This is a genomic window from Pedobacter sp. ok626, from assembly GCF_900100435.1.
GTDB lineage: Bacteria > Bacteroidota > Bacteroidia > Sphingobacteriales > Sphingobacteriaceae > Pedobacter.
Window position 1 is genome coordinate 107,994 of sequence record NZ_FNEX01000021.1, and the last position, 23,785, is coordinate 131,778.

At 37.7% G+C, this 23,785-nt stretch carries 17 protein-coding genes and 1 pseudogene; 8 read left to right on the plus strand and 10 right to left on the minus strand.

Annotated elements, in window-relative coordinates; all coding sequences use genetic code 11:
- Positions 1-5 precede the first annotated feature (5 nt).
- Positions 6-1,724 carry an RDD family protein gene (locus tag BLS35_RS24185; protein WP_165973402.1) on the minus strand — a complete coding sequence of 573 codons (1,719 nt, stop codon included), beginning with the start codon at positions 1,722-1,724 and terminating at the stop codon, positions 6-8.
- 156 nt (positions 1,725-1,880) lie between these two features.
- A complete protein-coding gene (mqnC, locus tag BLS35_RS24190) occupies positions 1,881-3,005 on the minus strand; it encodes a cyclic dehypoxanthinyl futalosine synthase (RefSeq protein ID WP_090786262.1) in 1,125 nt (374 codons plus the stop codon).
- Positions 3,006-3,119: 114 nt separating this feature from the next.
- Between mqnC and BLS35_RS24195 the strand changes: the two genes are divergently transcribed.
- Both BLS35_RS24195 and BLS35_RS24200 read left to right on the plus strand, forming a co-directional pair.
- Positions 3,120-4,364, plus strand: coding sequence for a M16 family metallopeptidase (locus BLS35_RS24195; RefSeq protein ID WP_090786217.1), 1,245 nt, complete (start codon positions 3,120-3,122; stop codon positions 4,362-4,364).
- A complete protein-coding gene (locus BLS35_RS24200) occupies positions 4,357-5,631 on the plus strand; it encodes a M16 family metallopeptidase (protein ID WP_090786219.1) in 1,275 nt (424 codons plus the stop codon). Before BLS35_RS24195 ends, BLS35_RS24200 begins: the two co-directional genes overlap by 8 nt.
- A 12-nt stretch (positions 5,632-5,643) precedes the next feature.
- On the opposite strand, the gene BLS35_RS24205 is transcribed toward BLS35_RS24200, so the two are convergent.
- From BLS35_RS24205 to BLS35_RS24215, 3 genes are read right to left on the minus strand one after another with little or no spacing between them, the layout of a single operon-like run.
- Positions 5,644-7,539 carry a DUF3857 domain-containing protein gene (locus BLS35_RS24205; protein ID WP_090786221.1) on the minus strand — a complete coding sequence of 632 codons (1,896 nt, stop codon included), beginning with the start codon at positions 7,537-7,539 and terminating at the stop codon, positions 5,644-5,646.
- Positions 7,539-9,539: a DUF3857 domain-containing protein gene (locus tag BLS35_RS24210; protein WP_090786223.1), complete on the minus strand. Its 2,001-nt coding sequence runs from the start codon at positions 9,537-9,539 to the stop codon at positions 7,539-7,541. Before BLS35_RS24210 ends, BLS35_RS24205 begins: the two co-directional genes overlap by 1 nt.
- Positions 9,540-9,597: 58 nt before the next feature.
- Positions 9,598-11,433 (minus strand): outer membrane protein assembly factor BamB family protein, encoded by a 1,836-nt coding sequence (locus tag BLS35_RS24215; RefSeq protein ID WP_090786225.1) that lies wholly within the window; start codon positions 11,431-11,433, stop codon positions 9,598-9,600.
- 365 nt (positions 11,434-11,798) lie between these two features.
- Here BLS35_RS24215 and guaB point away from each other — a divergent pair, with 365 nt between their 5' ends.
- Positions 11,799-13,268, plus strand: a complete 1,470-nt coding sequence (guaB, locus tag BLS35_RS24220) for an IMP dehydrogenase (protein WP_090786227.1) — start codon at positions 11,799-11,801, stop codon at positions 13,266-13,268.
- Between the two features lie 52 nt (positions 13,269-13,320).
- Here guaB and BLS35_RS24225 read toward each other — a convergent pair whose 3' ends face one another.
- The 4 genes from BLS35_RS24225 to BLS35_RS24240 form a co-directional block, all read right to left on the minus strand.
- Complete coding sequence (locus BLS35_RS24225) at positions 13,321-14,034, minus strand: hypothetical protein (RefSeq protein ID WP_090786229.1); 714 nt, start codon at positions 14,032-14,034, stop codon at positions 13,321-13,323.
- Positions 14,035-14,075: 41 nt separating this feature from the next.
- Positions 14,076-16,064, minus strand: a complete 1,989-nt coding sequence (locus BLS35_RS24230; RefSeq protein WP_090786231.1) for a sensor histidine kinase — start codon at positions 16,062-16,064, stop codon at positions 14,076-14,078.
- A gap of 218 nt (positions 16,065-16,282) precedes the next feature.
- Complete coding sequence (locus BLS35_RS24235; protein ID WP_090786232.1) at positions 16,283-17,056, minus strand: HAD-IIA family hydrolase; 774 nt, start codon at positions 17,054-17,056, stop codon at positions 16,283-16,285.
- Positions 17,057-17,127: 71 nt separating this feature from the next.
- On the minus strand, positions 17,128-18,030 hold the full coding sequence (locus tag BLS35_RS24240) for an aldo/keto reductase (protein ID WP_090786235.1): 903 nt from the start codon (positions 18,028-18,030) through the stop codon (positions 17,128-17,130).
- A gap of 139 nt (positions 18,031-18,169) precedes the next feature.
- Between BLS35_RS24240 and BLS35_RS24245 the strand changes: the two genes are divergently transcribed.
- Genes BLS35_RS24245 through BLS35_RS24255 form a run of 3 tightly spaced genes read left to right on the plus strand, consistent with a single transcriptional unit; the run spans position 18,170 to position 21,413 of the window.
- Positions 18,170-18,826 (plus strand): FadR/GntR family transcriptional regulator, encoded by a 657-nt coding sequence (locus BLS35_RS24245; protein ID WP_090786237.1) that lies wholly within the window; start codon positions 18,170-18,172, stop codon positions 18,824-18,826.
- A gap of 4 nt (positions 18,827-18,830) precedes the next feature.
- Entirely contained in the window at positions 18,831-20,057 is a 1,227-nt protein-coding gene (locus BLS35_RS24250) for an MFS transporter (RefSeq protein ID WP_090786238.1), read from the plus strand.
- Between the two features lie 45 nt (positions 20,058-20,102).
- Entirely contained in the window at positions 20,103-21,413 is a 1,311-nt protein-coding gene (locus BLS35_RS24255) for a Gfo/Idh/MocA family protein (RefSeq protein ID WP_090786240.1), read from the plus strand.
- A gap of 42 nt (positions 21,414-21,455) precedes the next feature.
- Here BLS35_RS24255 and BLS35_RS24260 read toward each other — a convergent pair whose 3' ends face one another.
- The gene (locus BLS35_RS24260; protein WP_090786264.1) at positions 21,456-21,920 is read right to left on the minus strand and encodes an Lrp/AsnC family transcriptional regulator; all 465 of its coding nucleotides are present in this window, start codon (positions 21,918-21,920) and stop codon (positions 21,456-21,458) included.
- A 171-nt stretch (positions 21,921-22,091) separates the two neighbouring features.
- Between BLS35_RS24260 and BLS35_RS24265 the strand changes: the two genes are divergently transcribed.
- On the plus strand, positions 22,092-23,141 hold the full coding sequence (locus tag BLS35_RS24265) for a PLP-dependent cysteine synthase family protein (protein WP_090786242.1): 1,050 nt from the start codon (positions 22,092-22,094) through the stop codon (positions 23,139-23,141).
- A gap of 30 nt (positions 23,142-23,171) precedes the next feature.
- Positions 23,172-23,785: pseudogene (locus tag BLS35_RS24270) on the plus strand (hypothetical protein); the annotation flags it as partial.

The window sequence follows — 23,785 nt, forward strand, 5'->3', positions numbered from 1 at the left end:
ACTCTTTATTTAATTTTTGTAAAATTTTCAATCTCTCCGGGGCCATCCTTTTCAACCCGATAGACGTGTAGTTTATGTGTTGAATCTTGTGCAACTATATCGAACTTTATTTTATTGGATTCACTTTTAATTGTCCCCGTCAAATAATTACCTAAACGTTTTCCTTCTATTAATTGAGGAAATTGCCCTTTCCATTCGATATCTCCTTCAACGTTATCAATTTTAAGAATATTCGCTTTCCAACCCATGTTGGTAATTGTTAGCTGGATATAATTGTTATTTACATAGCTGTCTTTAAGTTTGAGGTTCGGTTGGAAATATGGTTCAATACTTTTAATGATATATTTTTTCCCCTTTAAAGGAATTCCTTCATCCTCATTTTTATCAGACTTTCTTTTTTGTTCAGGATCTAGGTAATTTAATCCTGCATATTTGTTAGCAGTAATACCTTTTTTTAAATTCCTTTTGGTCAAAGAAATTTCCGGCCAGATTGTTTTATTTCTAACGTAAAAAGGCTCAATGCTTTCCTGATCAGGGTGATATTCAAAAGTATTGTCAAGACTCACTAATGAAAAAATAATATGATTGCCATTAATTTTTTCGGGTTTTAAATATATCAAGGTATTATAATCTTCTTTATCATATAATTCTATGATATCGTTGGTGGTTAGTCCTTTAATTTTCTGATCAAATTCTAACATAGTTTTCTCGTGGGCTTCATTAAATGTTACCTCTCTCAAATAAGATGAATACCAAAATGAGGCGTAATTAGTCACAATAAAACAAAGCGCAATAACAGGAATTAGCAGAAAATAATAATTGCCCTTAACGCCAGTTTTTTTTTCCCTGATTACCGAAGTATCTGACCACTTGTCATGCCATCCGGTATGATTAAAAATAAAGGATAGTGCCTCGAAAGGAATGAACCTGTAAATTGTTCGATAAATTGCTGTTTTAAGTGTTAAAGTGTCTTCCTCATTTTTTATGACCTTTGTCTCTGATAAAAATTTGGCTGGAGAGTACTGAAAAATTGTTTCAAAAAACACATAGTATATTACTCTAAAAATGACAAATATCAATAGAATTAAGCCCCGCTCTCCAAGCACTGATGCAATACTTTCCAGAACGGATCTTAATGCATCTGTTTTTATCAATAATTTAAATAAGTTGGAAAAAATAAGTATGGTTACCAGCAAGTCAATAAATAAATGAAAAATACGCTGTGTAGAAGAAGCGGCGATATATGATTCGGATACAGCCTCTTTATACTTCGCTCTTTGTATATCCAGCTCTCTTGATTTGTTTAAATCCAGCAGTATTCGATATGATAAATAGATCCAACCGATATTTATAATAGAAGACAAGAGAAAAGTCCACCACGAAAAATATGCTTCAGCATCACCAATACTCAAACATAAAAATATGAATGAGGTAATTATTTCTATAATTTTGGATGCAAAGATGATCGAGAATAAAAACCTGATAAGCCGCATTTCTTTACCGCGGGTAAACTGAAACAGTAGGGCTCCAATTAAAAGTAATATATTAAGTGTAAAATTAATCTGTACGTTGTTGCCGTTTGATATATTTAGGGTTAAGAAATCAACACTAAAAGGTTTTAACAAATCATAGATTCTCCAGAAATACATTGGTAATTGAGGAACTACGTAAGATAAGATGCCGCAAAGAGAAACTAGGATAATTAGTAGCGTTATTTTTTTCATAAATAGAAGCTTCATTCGATTTGTAAAGTAAATACTTTTCTTTTGGAAAGAAAGTAAATTGTACATCTTTTCTATCTATGCTATATTAGGAATACAGTGCATATTCCTAATATAGATTTTATAGCCAGATAATGGTGCTATATTTCAATAAGTATTTTAGTAATTAATCACCTGCTCTTCCAGATGGTCAGGTAAATCACGGTAGTTGTATTGTTGTCCACGTAACTGTGGCTCAAAACCAGCTTCTCTAATCGCATCCTGAATCCCTTTTGCTGTGAAACGATGTGGTGCACCAGCAGCAGAAACGACATTTTCTTCGATCATGATAGAGCCAAAATCATTGGCACCAGCATGCAGACAAAGTTCTGCTACGTTTTTACCAACAGTAAGCCATGAAGCCTGTATATTTTTAATGTTAGGTAGCATAATGCGACTTAAAGCCAACATTCTGATATATTCATCACCAGAAACATTATTGCTGATCCCTCTTAACCTTTTTAATAAAGTACCATCATCCTGGAAAGGCCATGGAATAAAGGCTAGAAAACCTTTAGCATCAACAGGCTTTTCACTTTGCACTTCCCTAATCCATACCAGGTGTTCAAAACGTTCATCTATGGTTTCAACATGACCAAACATCATAGTTGCAGAGGTCGTAATATTTAATTGATGAGCAGCCCGCATTACATCAAGCCATTCCTTTCCACCACATTTACCTTTTGATATCAATCGTCTAACTCTATCATTCAATATCTCAGCACCAGCACCTGGTAACGAATCCATTCCAGCCTCTTTTAGCGCAGATAAAACTTCGGTATGAGAAAGGCTTTCCAGTTTAGCTACGTGGGCAATTTCGGGTGGACCTAAAGCGTGAAGTTTTAAATCAGGGTATAGTTCCTTAAGGCGTCTAAACAAATCGGCATAAAAATTTAAGCCTAGATCTGGATGGTGACCACCTTGTAACAACAACTGATCGCCACCTAATCTAAATGTTTCTTCTATTTTTTGTTTGTAGGTTTCTATATCCGTGATGTAGCTTTCATCATGACCAGGCCTTCTAAAAAAATTACAGAATTTACAGTTAGCGATACATACATTGGTAGTATTTACATTCCTATCTATCTGCCAGGTTACTTTGCCACTTGGCACTTGTTTTTTCCTAAGTTCATTGGCTACATAAGCCAGTTCAGCAGTTGCTGCATTATGATATAAAAATACACCCTCTTCTTTTGTTAAAAAGTCGAAATGCAAGGCCCTGTGTAATAATTCGGCAGTATTCATACTACAAATATACCATAAGTTGTTTTTATCAATATAATTTGTTTGTCCTTTATTAAAGATGATGATATTTCGGCTGCCCATTATTCCTATATTTGGCCCAATTATTTTCAATATATGGTAGATTTTAACCGTTTTACATTAGCCAATGGGTTGCGTGTTTTAGTACACGAAGATGACACTACGCCCATGGCGGTGTTAAATATTTTATATGATGTTGGTGCCAGAGACGAAGAGCATGACAAAACAGGTTTTGCGCATTTATTTGAGCACCTCATGTTTGGCGGATCAGTAAATATTCCAAGTTACGATGAGCCTTTGCAAAGGGTAGGAGGCGAGAACAACGCTTTTACCAGCAATGACATCACCAATTACTACATTACTTTACCAGCCGTAAATCTTGAAACCGCTTTCTGGTTGGAGAGCGATAGGATGTTGAGCCTTGCTTTTTCTGAAAAGAGTCTGGAGACACAACGTAATGTAGTATGCGAAGAGTTTAAGCAACGTTACCTTAATCAACCTTATGGCGACGTATGGTTAAAATTAAGACCCTTAGCTTATTCAACTCACCCTTATCGCTGGGCTACTATTGGTCAGGATTTAAAGCAAATTGAGGATGCGAAAATGGAAGATGTAAAAGCATTTTTCCAAAAGCATTACAATCCACAAAATGCCATCATGGTAGTAGGTGGAAATGTTAAGACTGAAGATGTAAGAGCACTTGCAGAAAAATGGTTTGCCCCAATTCCAGCTGGAGAAAGATACCTTAGAGATCTGCCTCAAGAACCAGTGCAGATAACTGAGAGAAGAGAGGTGGTACGTGCAGATGTTCCTTTAAATGCCATTTATATGGCCTTTAAAATGCCTGCAAGGAACGATAAAGCCTATCAAAGTTTTGATCTGATGTCTGATGTGCTTTCACAAGGCCAATCTTCCAGGTTGTACAACAGTTTGTTAAAAGAACAGCAGCTATTTAGTGATGTTCATGCTTATATCACCAGTAGTATCGACGAAGGGTTATTTGTAATTGAAGGTAAACTAGTTGAAGGCGTTAGCATAGAAACCGCAGAGGCAGCAATTTGGGCTGAACTCCATAAACTTATTGAAGCACAGGTTACTGAAGAAGAGATTACCAAGGTGAAAAACAAGTCAGAATCTATCATGGTATTCGCGGAAATGAGTTTGTTAGATAAGGCGATGAACCTTGCTTACTATGAATTATTAGGAGATGCTGATGGCCTGAATACAGAGATCAACAAATATCTTGCGGTAACACCTGCAGATATTCAGCAGGCTGCAAAAGCTACCTTTAAGAATGAACAATGCTCAACTTTACATTATTTAACTGCCCAAGATGCTTAATCGTACACTAGCCCCAGAATCGAAACTGGTTGATGAAATTAGTTTTATTGAACCTTTAAAACAAGTACTGGATAATGGTATACCGGTTTTTACCATCAATGCAGGTAAACAAGAACTTGTTCGTATAGAATTTATATTTGAAAATGTAAATTGGAATGCTTCAAAACCGTTGGAAGCAATTGCAGTTAGCCATTTGATAAACAATGGTACCAGTACACTTAGTGCCAAGGAGATTGCTGATAAAGTGGATTATTATGGTGCTTTCCTGCAAACAGAGTATGGTGCAGATCAAACCTGCGTTAAGCTTTATACCTTAAATAAACACTTGCAATCAGTTTTGCCTATTCTGCGTTCAATTTTAAATGAAAGTATTTTTCCTGAGCAGGAACTGGCTATTTTTATCCAGAATCAAAAGCAGTCGCTACAGGTAAGTTTGCAAAAGAATGATTTCCTGGCAAGGAAGAATTTTGCAAATGCACTTTTTGGCGAAACTCCATACGGTTCTAATATTCAGCCTTCTCATTACGATGATTTAAAAAGAGAAGATCTTTTAGATTATTTTAAAGCGGCATACAAACCTAAGAATTGTACCATTTTTGTAGCGGGTAAGTTTGAAGAAACAGAATTTAATATACTAAACAGTGTTGTTGGTAAAGATTGGGATAACGATGCCCCTTCGGTAATCAACAAGTTTAGTTTTACCAACATTCATCAGGGAGAGATTTTTGTTGAAAAACCAGAAGCGATTCAATCGGCAATCAGAATGGGTACTCTTGCTATCACCAGAAACCATCCTGATTTCCCAGGTTTTCAAGTGTTAAACTGTTTACTTGGTGGTTATTTTGGTTCCAGGTTAATGGCTAATATTCGCGAAGATAAAGGTTATACTTACGGTATTGGTTCGGCTGTAGCCTCTTTAAAAGATGCAGGTTATTTCTTTATTGCTACAGAAGTAGGTGTAGATGTGTGCAACAATACTCTTACAGAAATTGAAAAGGAGATCAGTACACTTAAGACTGATTTGGTGCAGGATGATGAGTTGGCATTAGTGAGGAATTATATGCTAGGTTCCATGTTAGGTAGCCTTGAAAATGCGTTCTCACATGCCGACAAATTCAAGAATGTTTATTTCTCTGGACTGGACTACAGTTACTACGAAAACTATATTAAAACAGTAAAGTCAATTACTGCTGCCGATTTAAAAGATCTGGCAAATAAATACCTCAATACCGAGAGCTTTACTAAGGTTGTTGTGGGTAAAAAATAAAATATATCCTGGCTAATCTATTTTAGCCAGGATACCTTTTTGTTTATCAGCCTGATATATCTTTTTATAAAAGGCAACAAGATCATTGTACTTTTCTGGTGGATAAATCGCGTTTACCATCATCTGCGTGCGGGTATATACCAGCGTATTATCCTTTACAACTACCTTAGCAGTATATTTTCCAAATTCTGATTCTATCGCAATATCTTTAGGCATAAATTCTACTTTATATCCCTTTGGTATGGTGTAAGTGATATGATCCTCATCGTTATAACCATACTTAATACTGAAAAATGTTTTACGTGCTTCCAAAGGCGTTACCGTCCTTTCCTGCCTGTTTAATAGATTTAAAGTTAAAAACAGTTTGTCACCACCTTTAGTTAATAGCTGGGAAGATTTTAGCTCAATTTGCTCATGAAGAACGGGGGCATCTTTATCTGGTTGAGTAATGTTCAATGTTGTAATCTGCATATTCGGTATGCTTAGCGTGTTCATTACTCTTTTTCTCCGGTCTGTGGGTTCCATTAATAACAGGCCAATGTTATCTTCATATTGCGCATTTTTATATTGCGTTTCAATATTGATGTTTGCAGAACCTTCCTCATCTAGCGTTACTTTGGTATTGCGATGTTGAAGATTGCTGGCCGGACTATAAGTAGGTGTTTGAACAAGTTTACCACCCTCTTCGGTAACCAATAAAACAGTCCTGTTCGAATTGCTGTTTCCAATAAATCCTGCAGGTTTGTATTGACTGGTACATTCCAGCCAGGTGGTATCTTTTTCAAAAGGAACACAAAGTATCATATGGTTAGCCTGATTCATACTGGCATAGTTCTTATTTAAAGAAGGTAGATCATTACCAATAACTACAAGGTTAGATTTTATACCTGCTTCCTGCAATAGGGCTTTCATGTAGTTCGATAAGCCTTTGCAATCGCTATAATTTACAGCCGATACTTTCTCTGCCGGAATCGGTTTATAGCCTCCAATACCTAGCTGCACACCTACATATCTGGTATTCGATTGTAGGTAATTGTAAAGGATCTTTAGTTTATCTTTTGGTGTTTTTGCATCCTTAATCAGCAGCTGGATTTTAGCTCTCGTAGCTTCTGGCAACACTTGTCCACCATTACTAAGGGTAAATAGCCAGGAGCCCAGATTTTTCCAGTTTTCAATGTTGGCTTTCGAATGGTCAAATTCAAATTCATTAGGTGCAACATTTACCCAGGGCATTATATTTCTTAAGCCAATACTCATGGCTTCAAACTCTACCGCAGATATGTTCTGGCAGCTCCATTTGTAATTTATTTTGTCTTTAACCTTTAGTGAATCTGTGTTTAGTCCCTTACTTTTCATGTATTTGAAAGTCATGTTCTCAGGAATCTTAAAGGTGTAATTTGATTTTTCTATAGCAATATCCCATGTACTTGCCGGGTACCATGTAGGATAGTTAAGGATCCCATTGTAGTCAACAGTGTAACTAAACTCTATAGTATATGGAAAGCTGGTATGTAAAAAGTCAAGATACTTGATTCTGTCATCCTGATAGAGGGTCCCATCAGAAACAGCGCTTTTGTCTTTAAAGTCGGCATTTTTATAATCTTTTATTTTATTGCCTTTTTCATCATATAGAGAGGCTTTTAAACTGGAAATACTCGAAAATTTATCGTAATATTCACTCATTCTTGAGGAGCTTTCCCCACCTTTATTTAAAATGGTCATTGCCGTTTTATACGTTTGTACTGCAGTTCCCTGATCTTTTACTTCATAAATTAGTTCCTCATTTCTAATGACTACGGATGCATTATGAGTTAAATTTGCTGGAATTTTGCTTACATCATAAATTCCTTGTGCTGTAACCTCTGCAAAAGCAAACAAGGCGGTTATAAAAAGTATAGTTCTTTTCATTAGCTTTTCTTAAATACAATTTGTTCGGCCTGTTTTCTAACTATGTTTTTAAAAAGTTCTTTTAAATCATAATATTCTTCGGGAGAGAAAGCCGCTTTTTTGATAGATATTTTGCTAGTGATCATTATTTTATTTTCCTCAGCAGCAAAAATGAAAGTGAAGGACGCAACATCATTTGGTAATATTACTTTTTCGTTTTTCGGGCTTTTGTCCAATTGATATCCTTTGGGGAAATCAACAGTAATGCGATAATTCTCTTCAGTAGGAAAGGCAAAATCAACTGGGAACTTTCTTTCTTCCAATTTAAATGGATTTTCCTTAGTCCTTTCGAAAAGTAAGGGGGTAAAATAGGCTAGGTTTCCAGCTTCTTCCACATTATCTTCCAGCATTACATCCATGGTCTCAATCAAAGGTTCATTAAGGTTATTAAGATCTTGAACTTTGTAATTTTGTATGCCTAGTCCTGGTTTATCAGTTTTGTAGCTTTTCAGGAAATCTGTTTCATTAGTTGCTGATCGGTATCTATCTCTACGGTTTAGGGCTTCATAGTGTGTAGATGCTAAATACAGCTTTCCACTTAACTTGTTCTCTTCACTTAGCGTAAGAATTAGATTTATATTTCTTTTACTCAATCTGTTTTCCTCAATTGATATCCATGTAGCAGTTTCATCTTTTAAATTTACTTTAAGCCCTTGATGGTTTAGGTTCTCATAAGCAATTAGGTCGGTGGTATGGTCTTTATCTGTGGCATCCAAAAGGATCATTTTATCTCCAATTTCAGCCTGAACAATGACATTGTTAAATTCGGTAAGCATGGGAATTCCTGGATGTGCTCCATTTTCCCGTGTGCTTATTAATACAGGAGAAGCTGTAATATTTGCTTCAGTTAAAAGGTTAAGTAAACAAAGGTTGATATCGGCGGCGTTACCTGCTTTCTTTTCAAAGATGGTTTTAGGATTGATTTCCGAAGTGTAAATGCTATATTCAGCATTCCATTTGATGTTGTTTTTTACATAATCGAAAATCATTTGCACTACCGTATCAGGTTTCGTTTCACCCTTTATTATTTCTTTCAATAGGGTTTTGCTATTGCCTCTTTTATTAATGAACAATCCAAAATTCTCCTCATCTTTCAGTCCCTTAACAATTTTGGGCCAGGATGAAGTAAACTCTTTGTAGACCTGACCAGGAATGGCAATTGAACTCAATTCAAAACCAACCTTGCTCACATAGTCTTCCATGGTCGTAATGTAGTTTTCCTTTTTTAACCCAGGTATATCCTCTGCCTGGTAATGGAGATGAACGGATTGTAGGGTAAGTGTTTGCCCGTTAAAGAAAAATGATTGATTGGTAATGTCTCTTTTGGGATTTAAAAACACATAACCTGCTGCATTCTCTTTGTACTTATAATATTCAGGAATGGTGATGTCATATTCAGAATATAAGGTCGGAATGGCCCTTTGGAAATACCATGATCTTAACGTAAATATAAAATCAGAAGAGATTTTATATTTATACTCCACTATTGATCCTTCTTTTACATTTGGGAGCGCAAATTTTTTGAGGGTATAGTTTTTATCTTGTTTTTCTGAAAATTTAGCGTCCTTACCTAATTTACTGGTTATAATTTTGCCGCCTTCAAGGTTGTAGGTGGCAGCTTCCATATTATCTAATTTCGTTTCTCCGGTATTTTGTTTGTAAAACTGAAGCTCCAGGTTGGCATAATCATATCCGGTTTTATTAATGATCTTGTAGCGTGTATGTCGTTCAAAAACATAGACGAAATCTCCCGTTTTAGGACTGAGTTCAAAATAACCTCTACCCACATCAAATAGGGCTATAGCAGAAGCCGCGGAATCTGCACCACTTACTTTGGTGTCAAATTCTTCAAGGCTTAACTTGCCGTATTTAAATGTTTTTGGTTTAGATGGTTTCTCTTGAGCGAATGAAAATGTGCCTATTACAAGTAAGCACACGATAAGTGCGATTCTTTTATTCATGAAAGCGATAATTTGTCTATACAATTATAACGTATATCATGAAAAGAAAAGAATTTATTTACTTAATTTTTAGTAAAGTAACTACACCATCCATTGTGGCCACCAAAATCGCATTTTTACTCAATACATTTACGGTGTTTATCATTGAGTTATCAATTTTGTGTGCCCATACGGTCTTGCGTAATTCCGGGTCAAAAGCATAAACAACTCCATTTCTGGTACCGAAAAATACCTGTTTGTCTTTTGCAATCAGCATAGAAGGAGCGTGCTCATAACCAAAGTTCATATTCAATCTCCAGGCTACTCCTGGATCCGTTGTTTGTGTCTTATAAGCTACAATGTCATTATTCATTGTTTTACCATAGATCATTGAGCCGTCTTCAGCTATACCTATAGATTCCCGTACAGTAGCTTCTTTGTTTCTCCAGAGAGAAGTGCCATTATTGGCATCTATGGCATTTAGCACCCTGTCGGGAGCAGCTACGTAAACAACGCCATTGTGTGCTACAGGTGTGCACATTGCAGGCGAAAACATACGGTTCGCATTACCGTTGCTCCATTTCCATGACAATACTCCATTGGTTTGATTTAAGGCGTATAAATGTCTGCCCCAAGATCCAAAGATCAGCTTACCTTCGTATAATAATGGTTTGCCAACAATGGTTCCTTCCACACCATTAAAAGACCATAACTGTTTTCCCGTTTTGATATTAATGGCTCTGAAATGGTTATCGCTTCCCCCAATATAAACTACATCCCGATCAATTATAGGCGAGCCTAAAACAGCCGCTCCAGTTTTTAATTTCCAAATCCGCTCGCCCGTATTAGCTTTAAGGGCATAAATGCTACCGTCCCCTGATCCAATTACGACGATGTTATCAGCTATTGCTGCTGAAGAATAAATGGCCCCACTTGTTTTGAAAGTCCACTTTTTACTACCATCTTCTATACTTAAAGCTTCTACTTCACCAATACTGTTTCCAAATATGACTAGCTTACCATCGGTTGCAGGAGTAAGCACTACATTGGCAGGAGCATGGAAAGTCCAGGCTGTTGTAACCTCTGGATAAATGGTGTTTAGCTGATAAGAGGGCCTTTCAACTTTATCGGTGCTTGTCGGGGTAAATTTACCTAATGCAATTTTCCTCCATGGCTTCTCTATTGATAAACCTGGTTTTTTAACCGAAAATAATACTGAATCACCACGCATTGTGACAACGTTATAGCCGCCCAACGTATCCTTTGCTCTTAGGTTAGAACGACCCATAGTTCCCGGTACACCTTCAAAATTAAGGGCAAGGTTAGAATGGCCATGTCCGCAAATGGCGTATTGTATGTTGTACTTCTTTATCCTGTCTGTAGCTTCGTACCAATTGTCTAAACTATTGTCAACGGGGTAGTGGTTAATAAATACCACTGGCATAGTAGTGGGCGTATTTTTTAACACTTTATCCAACCAAACAACGGCATCTCTTGGAATGTGACCGTCAGACATTCTTACATATGGCCCAGAAGCGCAGGCAATAAAACGATAGCCACTATGATCAAACGTAAATTTATCGTCGCCAAATGCTTTAATAAAATCAACACCACCCGATTCCGACCATCCTGTATCATGATTACCCGGAATCACATGCCAGGGTTTTTTCAATCCACTTAAAATTTTCTTAGCCAGCTTAATCTCTAGTTTAGTTCCCATTTCGGTTACATCACCAGTAATCACTATAAAGTCAAGATCAGTTTGCTTGTTGATATCATTCACAGTTTTTCTTAAATCCTCTTCACCTGTTGCTGTTCCAACATGAGTATCGGTCACAAATGCATATTTAAAAACCTGGGCATTTGCATTAAAAAAGAAGGTGGTAAAGATGAGGAGGTAGAAAAGCTGCTTCATGTTCAGTTCAATTTGTGTTGGGTCAATTTACATCTTTTTAACCATATCAAGAATGGTTGTCTATTTGAGTCTTGACCCACTACGATTCCTCCTCGGGTTTACAACGGCTTCTTTACGGTTTTAGCCGTAGGGAACCCGTAGAGGAGCCGTAGAGAACCCGTACCAAACCCGTAGAGAATCAGGTGGCAGATTCTTAAATAACAGGGAACTGAAAAAGACGTTAATAAGCTTTAATCTTGGCAGATGAATAGTTAATTTAATTGTAATTTTTTGAAGCCTACAGCCTATTTTTGCAAAACAGTTGTGTAATTACAACAATAATCGTACTTTTGACCGGCAAATAGTAACTCTTATAATTATTTGCTATGCAACTCGATCCCAATAAATTTATTGCCGAAGGACTAACGTACGATGACGTATTATTAGTACCAGCTTATTCTGAAGTTTTGCCACGTGATGTGGATACCGGAAGTTTCTTAACCAAAAAAATACGTATCAATGTTCCTATAGTTTCTGCTGCTATGGATACTGTAACCGAGGCTGGTTTGGCTATAGCCATCGCCCAGGCTGGTGGTATCGGTATGCTACACAAAAACATGAGCATTGAACGTCAGGCAGAGGAGGTAAGAAAAGTAAAGCGCTCAGAAAGTGGAATGATCCAGGATCCGGTTACTTTAAATGCAAATGCTAAAGTTGCTGATGCATTCCAGATCATGAAAGACTTTAAGATCGGTGGAATTCCTGTTATCGATGCCGATAACAAACTGGTAGGTATCATCACCAACAGAGATCTGCGTTTCCAAAAAGATATGCAGCGTAAAGTTTCGGAAGTGATGACCAAAGAAAATCTAATTACCGCTGCAGAAGGGACAACCCTTTTACAAGCTGAAGAGATTTTACAAGATTATAAAATTGAAAAACTGCCTGTTATTGATAAAGAAGGTCGCCTTGCAGGATTGATCACTTTTAAAGACATTCAGAAATATAAAAACTACCCTAAAGCATGTAAAGATGAGCGCGGACGTTTACGCGTTGGTGCTGCTGTAGGTGTTGCTGCAGATAATATTGATCGCGTAGCAGCATTAGTACAGGCTGGAGTTGACGTCGTAACTGTTGATACAGCGCACGGACACTCTAAAGGTGTAATTGATATGGTGAAGGCGATCAAAGAAAGATGGCCTGAATTGCAAGTAATTGCAGGTAACATTGCTACAGCTGATGCAGCACGTGCTTTGGCAGCTGCGGGTGCTGATGCCGTTAAAGTAGGTATCGGCCCAGGTTCTATCTGTACTACAAGGATTATCGCCGGGGTAGGTGTACCTCAGTTATATGCTGTGTTTGAATGTGCTAAAGCACTTGAAGGAACAGGGATTCCTGTTATTGCCGATGGTGGTATCAAACAAACAGGTGATATCGTTAAAGCATTAGCTGCTGGTGCAAGTGCAATCATGGCAGGTTCATTGTTTGCAGGTGTTGAGGAATCACCAGGTGAGACCATTATTTATGAAGGTCGTAAGTTTAAATCTTACCGTGGTATGGGCTCTGTAGAAGCCATGCAACAAGGATCTAAAGATCGTTATTTTCAAGATGAGACAGACGTAGTTACCAAATTGGTACCAGAAGGTATTGTTGGTCGAGTACCTTATAAAGGAACATTAGCAGAAGTAATTTATCAATATGTTGGTGGTTTGAGAGCCGGAATGCACTACTGTGGTGCTGCTACGATTGAAGATTTACAGCAAGCTAAATTTGTTCGCATTACTGCTGCAGGAATGAGAGAAAGTCATCCACATGATATTTCGATTACTAAAGAAGCACCTAATTACTCACGTTAGTAATTTTGATAATTATAGAAAGGGCTGTTAAAATTATTTAATAGCCCTTTTTTTATAAAAACTCATCTGTTTTGATCTCCCAGGTCCAGGGCTTTTTAAAGCTGTTAAAGGTGCGTAAGGTTTTTATAGTTAATGGCTGCTCAAAAGTGGTGTCTGCCAGAATGCTCTGATTCATCGTTCCAGTTATTACTTTTTGCGTTTTATTTATGAAATCATACTGCTTATTATTCATTTCTCCAGAACTAGAATGATAAGCTAAGTTATTAGCCTTGACTAACTGCCAGTCTTTCTCTTTGTATTTAAAGCTATAATTCAATTTCCAGCGCCAGTTTCCGCCCCCTTCAAACGATAGTGAAAGTTGATTAGCATTAATGTGCATTGGACGCAAGGGATCACCCATGGCACCGCCTTCTTCAGATCTTAACATGAAATCGTTGTTTTGAGTAACTAATCGGTATGCACCATTAGCCGATCTTCTAAAGTAAATGGCCAGTATCCTGGGTTTTTGTACCTCTGTGATCAGCTCAGTGTCGTTATCCCCGTAGGCTCTGTTCTCCTTTACTGGTCTGTAAAACTCAAGCACAAGCGCCATATCATTTATATTATCGTTATTTAGGTCTCCATATACACTGTCTATCACTTTCCAATTGGAAGGGATTAGAGAAGCCAGCAATTTTCCAGAAGCTGGAAGTTCAGGAAATACAAAAGGTTGAGCATATGTCGCCGTGTGGCAAAGCAAAAAAAAGAGGATTAGTTTGATCTTCATTCGTAGGTATTTGATTTTTCGTCACAAACTATAAACGATAATTATGCCACAATAGTGTTTTGGAGTTGAGGCAGGGGCAGCTTAAAGCAAAATGAAACTAATCGGCCACTTAGTGTTACTTTTAATTCACTTCCATTTCCTTTAATGTATTCTCTACATAAATGGAGTCCCAGGCCAATACCTTTCTCATGCCCAGTGCCATAAGTGGTTTCAAAAGCTTCAGGGTTGGTAATGCTATCAATATTTAGTTCATTTGTTTGAGAAATGGTGTTGTTTACACAAATTTTTATAGAAGATTCATGAGCCTTTAAAGTAATATCAATTCCATGAGAAGATGGCGTAAACTTTATGGCATTGTCGATGAGGTTACGAAGTACCAACTGGATCTGATTTTCATCAGCGAATACCATAGATTGATCGGGTGCATCCAGATTGATGGTGATTCCTTTGGCTTGTATAAGCGGTGAATAGACTAATGCAAGGTCTTCAATAAGCTGTTTGATGTCGAAGGCTGTCGGAATAGTTTTAACGCCTTCCATTTGGCTTTGTGCCCAATACAAAAGATTGTTGAGTGTGTTGTGTATGGTATCTATATTTTTGCGGTTTTCATTCAATAGTATTTTAAGTTCATCCAGGGAAAGCAGATCCATGTCTTTTAAGGAGAAAATGCTGATTAAGCTGCTAAAAGGGCTTCTCAAATCGTGGGCAATGATAGAAAACAACTTGTTTTTTACTGCATTAGAAGCTTTTAATTGCGCAATGGTATCACTGAGTTTCAACGTGCGCTCTTCAACTAGCTTTTCCAGACGTTGATTCTGAGTTTGTACTAAAGAGTAATTCTCATCTCTGATCTGTTGTTCACTATTTATGATGGTCCGGTAGCGATCGCCTAGGGCAAAAGCAAGTAACAACAATTCAATAGTAGAGCCTATAGGCACAAATTCGAAGGTGTAATCATGATAGGTGAGTATTCCCTCCAGGCTTAATACGACCGCCACAACAGTGGCTGCTATAAATGACCAAGCTATAATGTAATATTTTGCAGGCTTATGTCCCTTTCTGTAGGCGATAAACCCGGAGCTCCATAATACCACCGCACCAGCCATAGCAATAAATTGAGCCATATGAGATGCAATACTTTTAAATCCGGTAATGCTGGTGCATAACATAACAACACTACAAAAAAGAATGAAATCACAAGCATAAACTAAAAATTTGGATACGCTTTTTAGGTTTAGGAATTTTTTAGAGAAGAGTACCGATGCAATAATGGATAAGGCGAGGAAAGCATGGGGGTATAGATTAAGTAGAATTCTGAAATCCTGGCCGAATAAATAGCTGTATCCTCTTAGGTACAAGGCCATATAAATTCCAAGCGAAAAAACATATAAACTATAATATAAGTAAGTGCTGTCTCTTAAACTGAAATAGAGGAAAAAGTTAAATAGTAATAGGGTAAGTAATATGCCCAGATATACGATTTGGAGGTTGTTTTTTATTGATTTTCCTGGTATAAAATTATCAGAATTGACGATTTTAATAGGCACGATGAGTATATTGTTGGTCTTTAGCTTAAGCCACAAGGTGCTGGGTGTATGGGTTTGGGTGGGTAAATCGAAAATATAATTATTGGTGGCAATTACCCCAGGGCTTGGTATAACAATTGAACCGGCAGTTCTATGTTTGATGCCTTTGTCGGTATTGATGTATACATCAATATAGTCAATATTTGAAATGTCCAATACTAAATAATCCTTGCTGGCGCTATTCCTGATGTATTCTACTTTGATCCAGAAGGCAGATTTCGTATTTCCGAAATTTAAGATTTCAGTCTGTCCTTTTTTGAATTGTCCTTTTTCTGATAAATCTTTTATCTGACCAAGCGTAAGTTTGGCACTTTTATCCTCAAAATAAGAAATGTGCTTACCTAGATTACAGTCCGTTAGATTGCTATCCAAATGGATAATCTGATCTGAACCATAAACATTGAACTGCCCGAAAAGAATGAATAATAAGAGGAGAAAACGCATAAAACTTAATAAGGACTACTCTAATGTAAACAAATTGGAGTACAAATTAAATTTAAGTAATAGAATTACACTGTATTTCGTAGTTTATTAATTTCTAATTCTAGAGTTTGAAAATTTGATTCAAACTAAGAATGCAATGCTGAAGATCTGAAAGGACTTTTATGAGTATGGAAAATCAAAGCCGTAGGGGTGGATATCCACCCCTACGGCTTTGATTTTTACCACCATTTTAACGGAAGCTCAATCTGAGCAACCGAGCTGACAACTAGATCAGGCTTAAAGGCATAATGTGTTAATTTTTCTTTTTTTGCTATTCCCGAGAGTACCAATATGGTTTTATAACCCATTTGCGCACCACCTTGAATATCAGTTTCCATTGTATCTCCAATAACAGTTGTTTCTGCGGCTTCCAGACCTAAATATTTACGTGCTGATCGCATCATTACCGGACTAGGCTTGCCAATTACAAACGCTTTTCGGCCAGTAGCTTCTTCAATCATAGCAGTAGTTGCTGCAATCCCTAAATTGCTCCATCCTGGTTTTTTCGGCGAAGGGTCTCTATTGGTCGTGATGAATTTTGCACCTGCCAGAATCATGTCTACCGCACGTTGAACCATTTCTAAAGTAAAGTTTCTGCCTTCTCCTAAAACCACAAATTCAGGATCAGTATTTACAAGGCTAATGCCGTTTTCGTGCAAACTGGTTAATAAACCGCCTTCACCCAAAACGTAGGCCGTACCATTTTTACCTTGGTCACCCAAAAATTTACCCGTAGCCATTGCACTGGTGTAGATATGATTTTCAGTAACCTCAATGCCCAGAAGTTTAAGTTTTCGTACTGAATCTAGCCTTGTACGTTGACTGTTATTTGTCATGAACGTAAAGGGGATATCATTTTTAATCAAGCCATTGATGAATTTATCAGCGCCTTCAATTAAAGTTTCTCCGCTGTAAATAACCCCATCCATGTCTATCAAAAGTCCGTGTTTCATATAATTTTTGCTATGCGTTTTAATTGAAAATGATTTAAAAAAATACTCGTTTAGGCACAGCAAATATAGGATTATGAAAGCAAATTCGGATGTGCTACCGACACATTATACAGGTCGTACCAGTCCTGATGATCCAGCTCTATCGTAAAGGCATTGGCTGCATTTCTAATCCTCTCTTCATTGGTTGTACCAATAAGTGGTAATGCGCCTAATTTTACCAACCAGGCCACCGCTAGAGATTCAATATTGGCATTGTATTTTACACTCAGCTCTTCCAGTTTCTCACGAACTTTCACTGCTTGTGGATCTATACCGGCAGCAATCCTACCTTCGGCAAGTGGGGCATAAGCCAGTGGACGCATGTAACGTTGTTTGATATAATCAAGCTGACCGTTGTCCAAAGCTTGTGTGCGAAGTAAGTTCAACTCAATATGATTGGTTACAATTGGCTTAGTTAAATAAGAAGCCAGCAACTGATGCTGAAAAACAGAAAAATTGGCTACACCAATACTTTTAATTTTTCCAGAGTCTTTTAGCTTCTCCAAGGTTAAAGCCGTTTCTTCAAGATTTGAAATCGGGTCAAGCTTATCCAGTAAAAATATATCTAAGTAATCTGTTCTCAGTTTTTTTAATGAGGATTCTACACTTTTAGTGATGTGTGCTGCGGAAGTATCATAATGTTTAACTCTGATATCTGGATTTTGAGCATCAGGCACTCTTAATCCACATTTACTAAACAGCACCACTTCTTCTCTTTTAAAGATACCATCTTTGAGCAAGTCGCCAAATAGCGATTCACATTGATATGAACCATAGTTGTCACCATGCTCAAAAGTGTTGATACCCAATTCTAAGCAAAGCTGCACTGTTTTTTTTAAAACTTTAGCCGTGTCTTTTACTTCATTCCATCTGTAAAAACCGTAAACCGCAGGAGAAACTTTAGGCCCTGCATCACCCATATATATTTTTTGCATATGCTGATCTATTTAACTGAGCTCAATGTCGCTTTTTTACGGAATATATCAAATAGAAATTGCTTTCTTTTTTAAACTATCAAAGAAATTTATACCTTTGAAATTCATCTGATGATATGATGAATTTAACCTTAGTAATTTGATAAAGAGAAAATCACTTGCAGACGAAGTTGCCTTCAAAATACAGGAGCAAATTTCTTTTGGTAAATATAAGGTCAATGAGAAATTGCCTATCGAACCAGAATTGATGAAAAGCTTTGGTGTAGGCCGATCTACCATTAGAGAGGCTATAAAGATATTGGCCAATTCCGGTTTACTTAGAGTACAACAGGGGGTAGGCACCTTTGTCGAGCAGTCTACCAGCAATAGAGAGCCAATGGAGCAGCGACTAAAGCGCGCCAATGTTCAGGATTTGGATGAAGTAAGGCAATTGCTGGAAATGAAAATTGCAGAGAAGGCTGCCATTAATAGGACAGACTCAGATATCATTGCCATCAAAGCCCATTTAGAAAACAGGAAGAAATCTGCTGCTGCGGGCTTGATCGAAGATTGCATTGAAGCAGATGTGCAATTTCACATCGCCATAGCCGAAGCGTCTAAAAATGAGATTTTGGCTGATCTTTACAGATCCACTTCTATACACCTCAAAAATTGGTTTCTACAGATTTATCCTGATACTGCGGTATTTGAAGAAACTTATTCATTACACGAACAATTGTTAAAAAGTATTATCGCCGGTGATGCAAAAAAAGCATGGAGCATCGCTGCAAAAATAATCGGACACGTATCCCAATAAAAGCATGAAAGAAACAGTTACTACCGCTACTATTGATCCTAAACAACTGGCCCAGCAAACGGTCTTTTCTATTTTGTTTACCATCAGTTTTTCCCATCTGATCAACGATATGTTACAGGCTGTAATTCCGGCCGTATACCCAATATTGAAAGATAAATTTAGCCTGAACTTTACTCAAATTGGACTAATTACTTTAACTTATCAGCTTACTGCCTCTATTTTGCAACCATTCATTGGCTTTTATACCGATAAAAGACCAAGACCTTACTCTTTGGCTATTGCTATGGGCTTTACCCTGGTTGGTTTGGTTGCCGTATCTTTTGCTTCTAGCTTTATAAACATCTTGCTGGCTGTAAGTTTAATTGGTGTAGGTTCATCAATCTTCCATCCTGAAGCTTCAAGGGTGGCTCATTTGGCTTCTGGAGGTAAAAAAGGATTGGCCCAATCTATTTTTCAATTGGGTGGAAATGCAGGAAGTGCAATCGGTCCCTTACTTGCCGCAATAATTGTAGTACCTCATGGACAGTTTTATATCGTTTGGTTTTCATTGGTAGCCATTGTGGGGATTGTAATTCTCTCCCGAATTGCTCAATGGTATCAGCAACAGCTCGCCTTTAAAGCAAAAAATAAAGGTGTAATTACCGAAGAATTCAAACATACTTTTACGAAGAAGCGTGTAGCATTTTCGATGGGGATTTTATTGGTGTTGATCTTTTCAAAGTACTTTTATATGGCCAGCATGACCAGTTATTATACTTTTTATCTGATCGATAAATTCCATGTTTCGGTACAGGAATCGCAGGTTTACCTATTCGCATTTTTAGGAGCTGTGGCAGCGGGGACATTAATCGGCGGACCATTGGGTGATCGTTTTGGAAGGAAATACATCATTTGGATTTCTATACTTGGTGCCGCGCCATTTACCTTGTTGCTGCCATTTGTGTCTTTATTCTGGACAGGTGTATTGTCTGTTATTATTGGTGTAATCATTGCTTCCGCATTTTCGGCCATATTGGTTTATGCTACCGAACTTGTTCCCGGAAAAGTAGGAATGATTGCCGGGCTGTTTTTTGGCTTTGCCTTTGGTATGGGTGGATTAGGTTCAGCTTTTCTAGGTAAACTAGCCGATCAAACCAGCATCACTTATGTGTTTCAAATTTGTGCTTTTCTGCCATTGATAGGCATAATTACCGGGTTTCTTCCCAATATTGAAGGCAAGAAGAAACGATAAAAGGAAAAATTTTTCTATTTTTAGGTCACACACCTTAAACCTAAAATGATGATTAATCCTAAAGACTTACATTCAACCGATCGAAGGTCATTTTTAAAGAAATCGGGCATAGTTTTGCTTGGCAGTACTTTAGCCTATCAAACAGGCTTTGGATCTCCCTTATTCTCTTCTACAAAATCGACCATTAAGGTTGGTTTAATTGGCTGCGGTGGCCGGGGAACTGGCGCTGCAGCACAAGCCCTTGCAGCAGATCCTGATGTGGTGATTACCGCCATGGGAGATGTTTTTGAGGATAGGCTTGAAACGGCTTTTAATGCGCTGACCACCATTGATGCCAAAAGGGTTAAAGTGGATAAGAAGAGGAAATTTATTGGTTTTGATGCTTATCAGAAAGTAATAGATTCTGGTGTTGATGTGGTATTGCTGACTACGCCGCCAGCTTTCAGACCGGACCATCTTACTTCAGCCGTTCATGCAGGGAAACATGTATTCTGCGAAAAACCTGTAGCTGTGGATGCGCCTGGTATTCGCAAAGTGTTGGCAGCCGCAAAAACCGCGCAAGAAAAAAATCTTGCCTTGGTTTCAGGCTTCTGTTTCAGGTATGACCTGCCAAGTCGAGCTGTATTTAGTCGCGTATTAAATGGAGATCTAGGCGAGATTAAAACGGTTTCTACATTTAGAAACGGTTCTGGAAACTGGACTAATCCGCGTCAACCAGATTGGAATGACCTTACCTATAAATTACGCAATTGGCACTATCAAAATTGGCTTTCTGGTGATTTTATCGTAGAACAAGCAGTACATAGTCTAGATATGATGTCATGGGTAATGGGCGATAAAATGCCGGTCCGGGCAACAGGTACAGGTGGTAGACAAGTTCGTGTTAATGAAATGTACGGAAATATTTACGACCATTTTGCTGTTGAATTTGAATATGCCAATGGTGCAAAAGGCTTCCATTTCTGCAGACAGCAGGAGGGGACTTCGCACCGCAACTCTGTAGATGTATTGGGGACAGACGGAAATGCAATGGTGAATGTTGGAACCAGATATGAGATCTCAGGTAAAAATCCATGGAAGTATGAAGGTGAGAAGAAGAATATGTATCAAATACAGCATGATGAATTATTTGCTTCTATCCGTAGCGGAAAACCTATGAATAATGGCGATTTTATGGCGAATAGTACCTTGTTAGCTATTTGGGGAAGAATGACTGCTTATACGGGGCAGACGGTCACTTACGAACAGGCTTTAAATTCGAATGTGGTACTCGGACCAAAAATTGAAGATTATAACTGGGACCTTAAGTGGGATAACCTTCCGGTTGCTTTACCTGGGGCCACCAAAATTATTTAATCTACCAAAAGGTTGCTGAAAATATTCGCAATATTGTTGTGATTACAAAGGATAAGCCGTGTCACTCTTCGTTTCTGAGAGTACAAAAAAGCTTTGTACAGTACTTACGTTAGGTAGGGTGGCTAGCTTATTCCTTAAAAAAAGATGATAAGCATCCATGTCGCTTGTTGCGATACGCAAGATAAAGTCGTAAGCACCAGTCATCTGAAAACATTCCATGACTTCGCTAAACTTAGCCACTTCAGTCTCAAATTCTATTAAAGTCTCTGCCGTATGCGCTTTCAAAAATACGTGTGAAAAGGCAATGAGATTCCTGTTAATTTTTTTTCTGTCCAGGATGGCAACAATGCGTTGGATGTATCCTTGTTCCTTTAAACGTCTGATCCTTTCATGCACAGTTGCAATAGATTTGTTGAGCTTAAATGCAAGCTCTTTATTGTTTAATGTGGCGTCTTTCTGTAGAAGGCGTAAAATTTCTAGATCAATTGGGTCTAAAACGTTTTGCATATTAACTTGCTGAAATGAAAAAAAAACAGTCTGCCTTGGTAAATTTTGGGGTAGACTGAAAGAAATTACTAATAATCGTTGTTTTTCTGGAAAATTTCCGGAAATAAAGGTAAGCATTGTTATTATAACTTGTGTTATTGAATTTTACCGAATAATTATTTAATCGAAAACATGTTAGTTGAAACTAAAGAGCAGGCTTGTTTAACTGCTGATCTTACCAATAAATTTGAGCACTTATGGCACCTTGTGGGAAATACACCGATGCTGGAATTGCAATATGTGTACAAGGGAAAGCCGGGAAAAGTTTATGTTAAGTGCGAGCACTATAACCTTACGGGGAGCGTTAAAGATAGAATGGCTTTGAACATTATGTACGAAGCTTATAAATCTTGTGCGATTAAACCAGGCGATACCATTATAGAGGCTACTAGTGGTAACACTGGGATTGCTTTCGCTGCTATCGGTAGAGCTTTAGGACATCCGGTTAAGATCATTATGCCAAACTGGTTAAGTAAAGAGCGTATTGATATCATCAGAAGTATGGGCGCAGAGGTTATTCTGATCAGTAAAGAAGAGGGTGGCTTTTTGGGTAGTATCAAAATGTGCGAAGAGCTTGCTGCAGCAGGAAATGTGTTTTTACCAAGACAGTTCGAAAACCGTTATAATGAAGAAGCTCATGAGAAAACTACAGGAATGGAGATTTGGGAGCAATTGAAATTAAATGGCTTAACACCAGATGCTTTTGTAGCGGGAGTTGGAACTGGCGGCACTGTAATGGGGGTTGGTAAAGGTTTAAAATCTAAAAATCCATCGATTAAAATTCACCCTTTAGAGCCAGCTGAAAGTCCGACTTTAACAACAGGATACAAAGTAGGTAGTCACCGTATTCAGGGTATCTCTGATGAATTTATTCCAGAAATTGTAAAGTTGGATGAATTGGATGAGGTGATTCAAGCCAATGATGGTGATGCGATTATTATGGCGCAAAAACTGGCTAAGGAGCTCGGTTTGGCGGTTGGTATTTCATCAGGCGCAAATGTGATTGGAGCAATTAAGCTAAGAGAGAAAATGGGTGATGCTGCAGTCGTAGTAACCATCTTAAGCGATAGCAACAAGAAATACCTAAGCACTGATTTGGTAAAAGAAGAAACGATTAAAGATTCATTCATCTCTACCGAAACTGTGTTTACTGGATATCAGCCAATTTGCCGTTTAAAATAGTATAATATTTAAAATTAAAATAACTTTTAAATGCGATTAAACAACAACATATTTATTAGTTTGCGTGTACTTATTGTAGGACTTTTTATATTTTTTGGTTCTGTAAGTACTGTATTTGCGCAGGAAGTGGATACTTCAACTGCTGATCTTGAATTTACAGAGATCGCTCCTGAAGAGGCTCCTAAGGTAGATACAGCTAAAGTTGCCCCGGTAACCACCGTTACGGATACTACAAAAACCACAACAGCTACCAGCACGGATGTAAAAGCTAATAAAGCAGAGAAGGAAAAGACCTTATGGGAAACTTTTATTGCAGGACTTGTAGGTGGCTTCCTGGCGTTTTTAATGCCATGTATCTTCCCAATGGTTCCATTAACCATTAGTTATTTCACAAAAAGGGCAGGAAGCAAAAGCAAGGGCATCGGTCAGGCTTTAATTTACGGACTATCTATTATTGTCATCTATGTAGCCTTCGGCTTGTTGATCACCGTAATATTTGGATCTGCGGGATTAAATGCTTTAAGTGCCAGTGGTTTATTTAACTTCTTATTCTTTATCCTGCTCGTAGTGTTTGCCATCTCCTTCTTTGGAGCTTTCGAAATCACGCTACCTAGCTCTATTGTTAATAAAATAGACAATAAAGC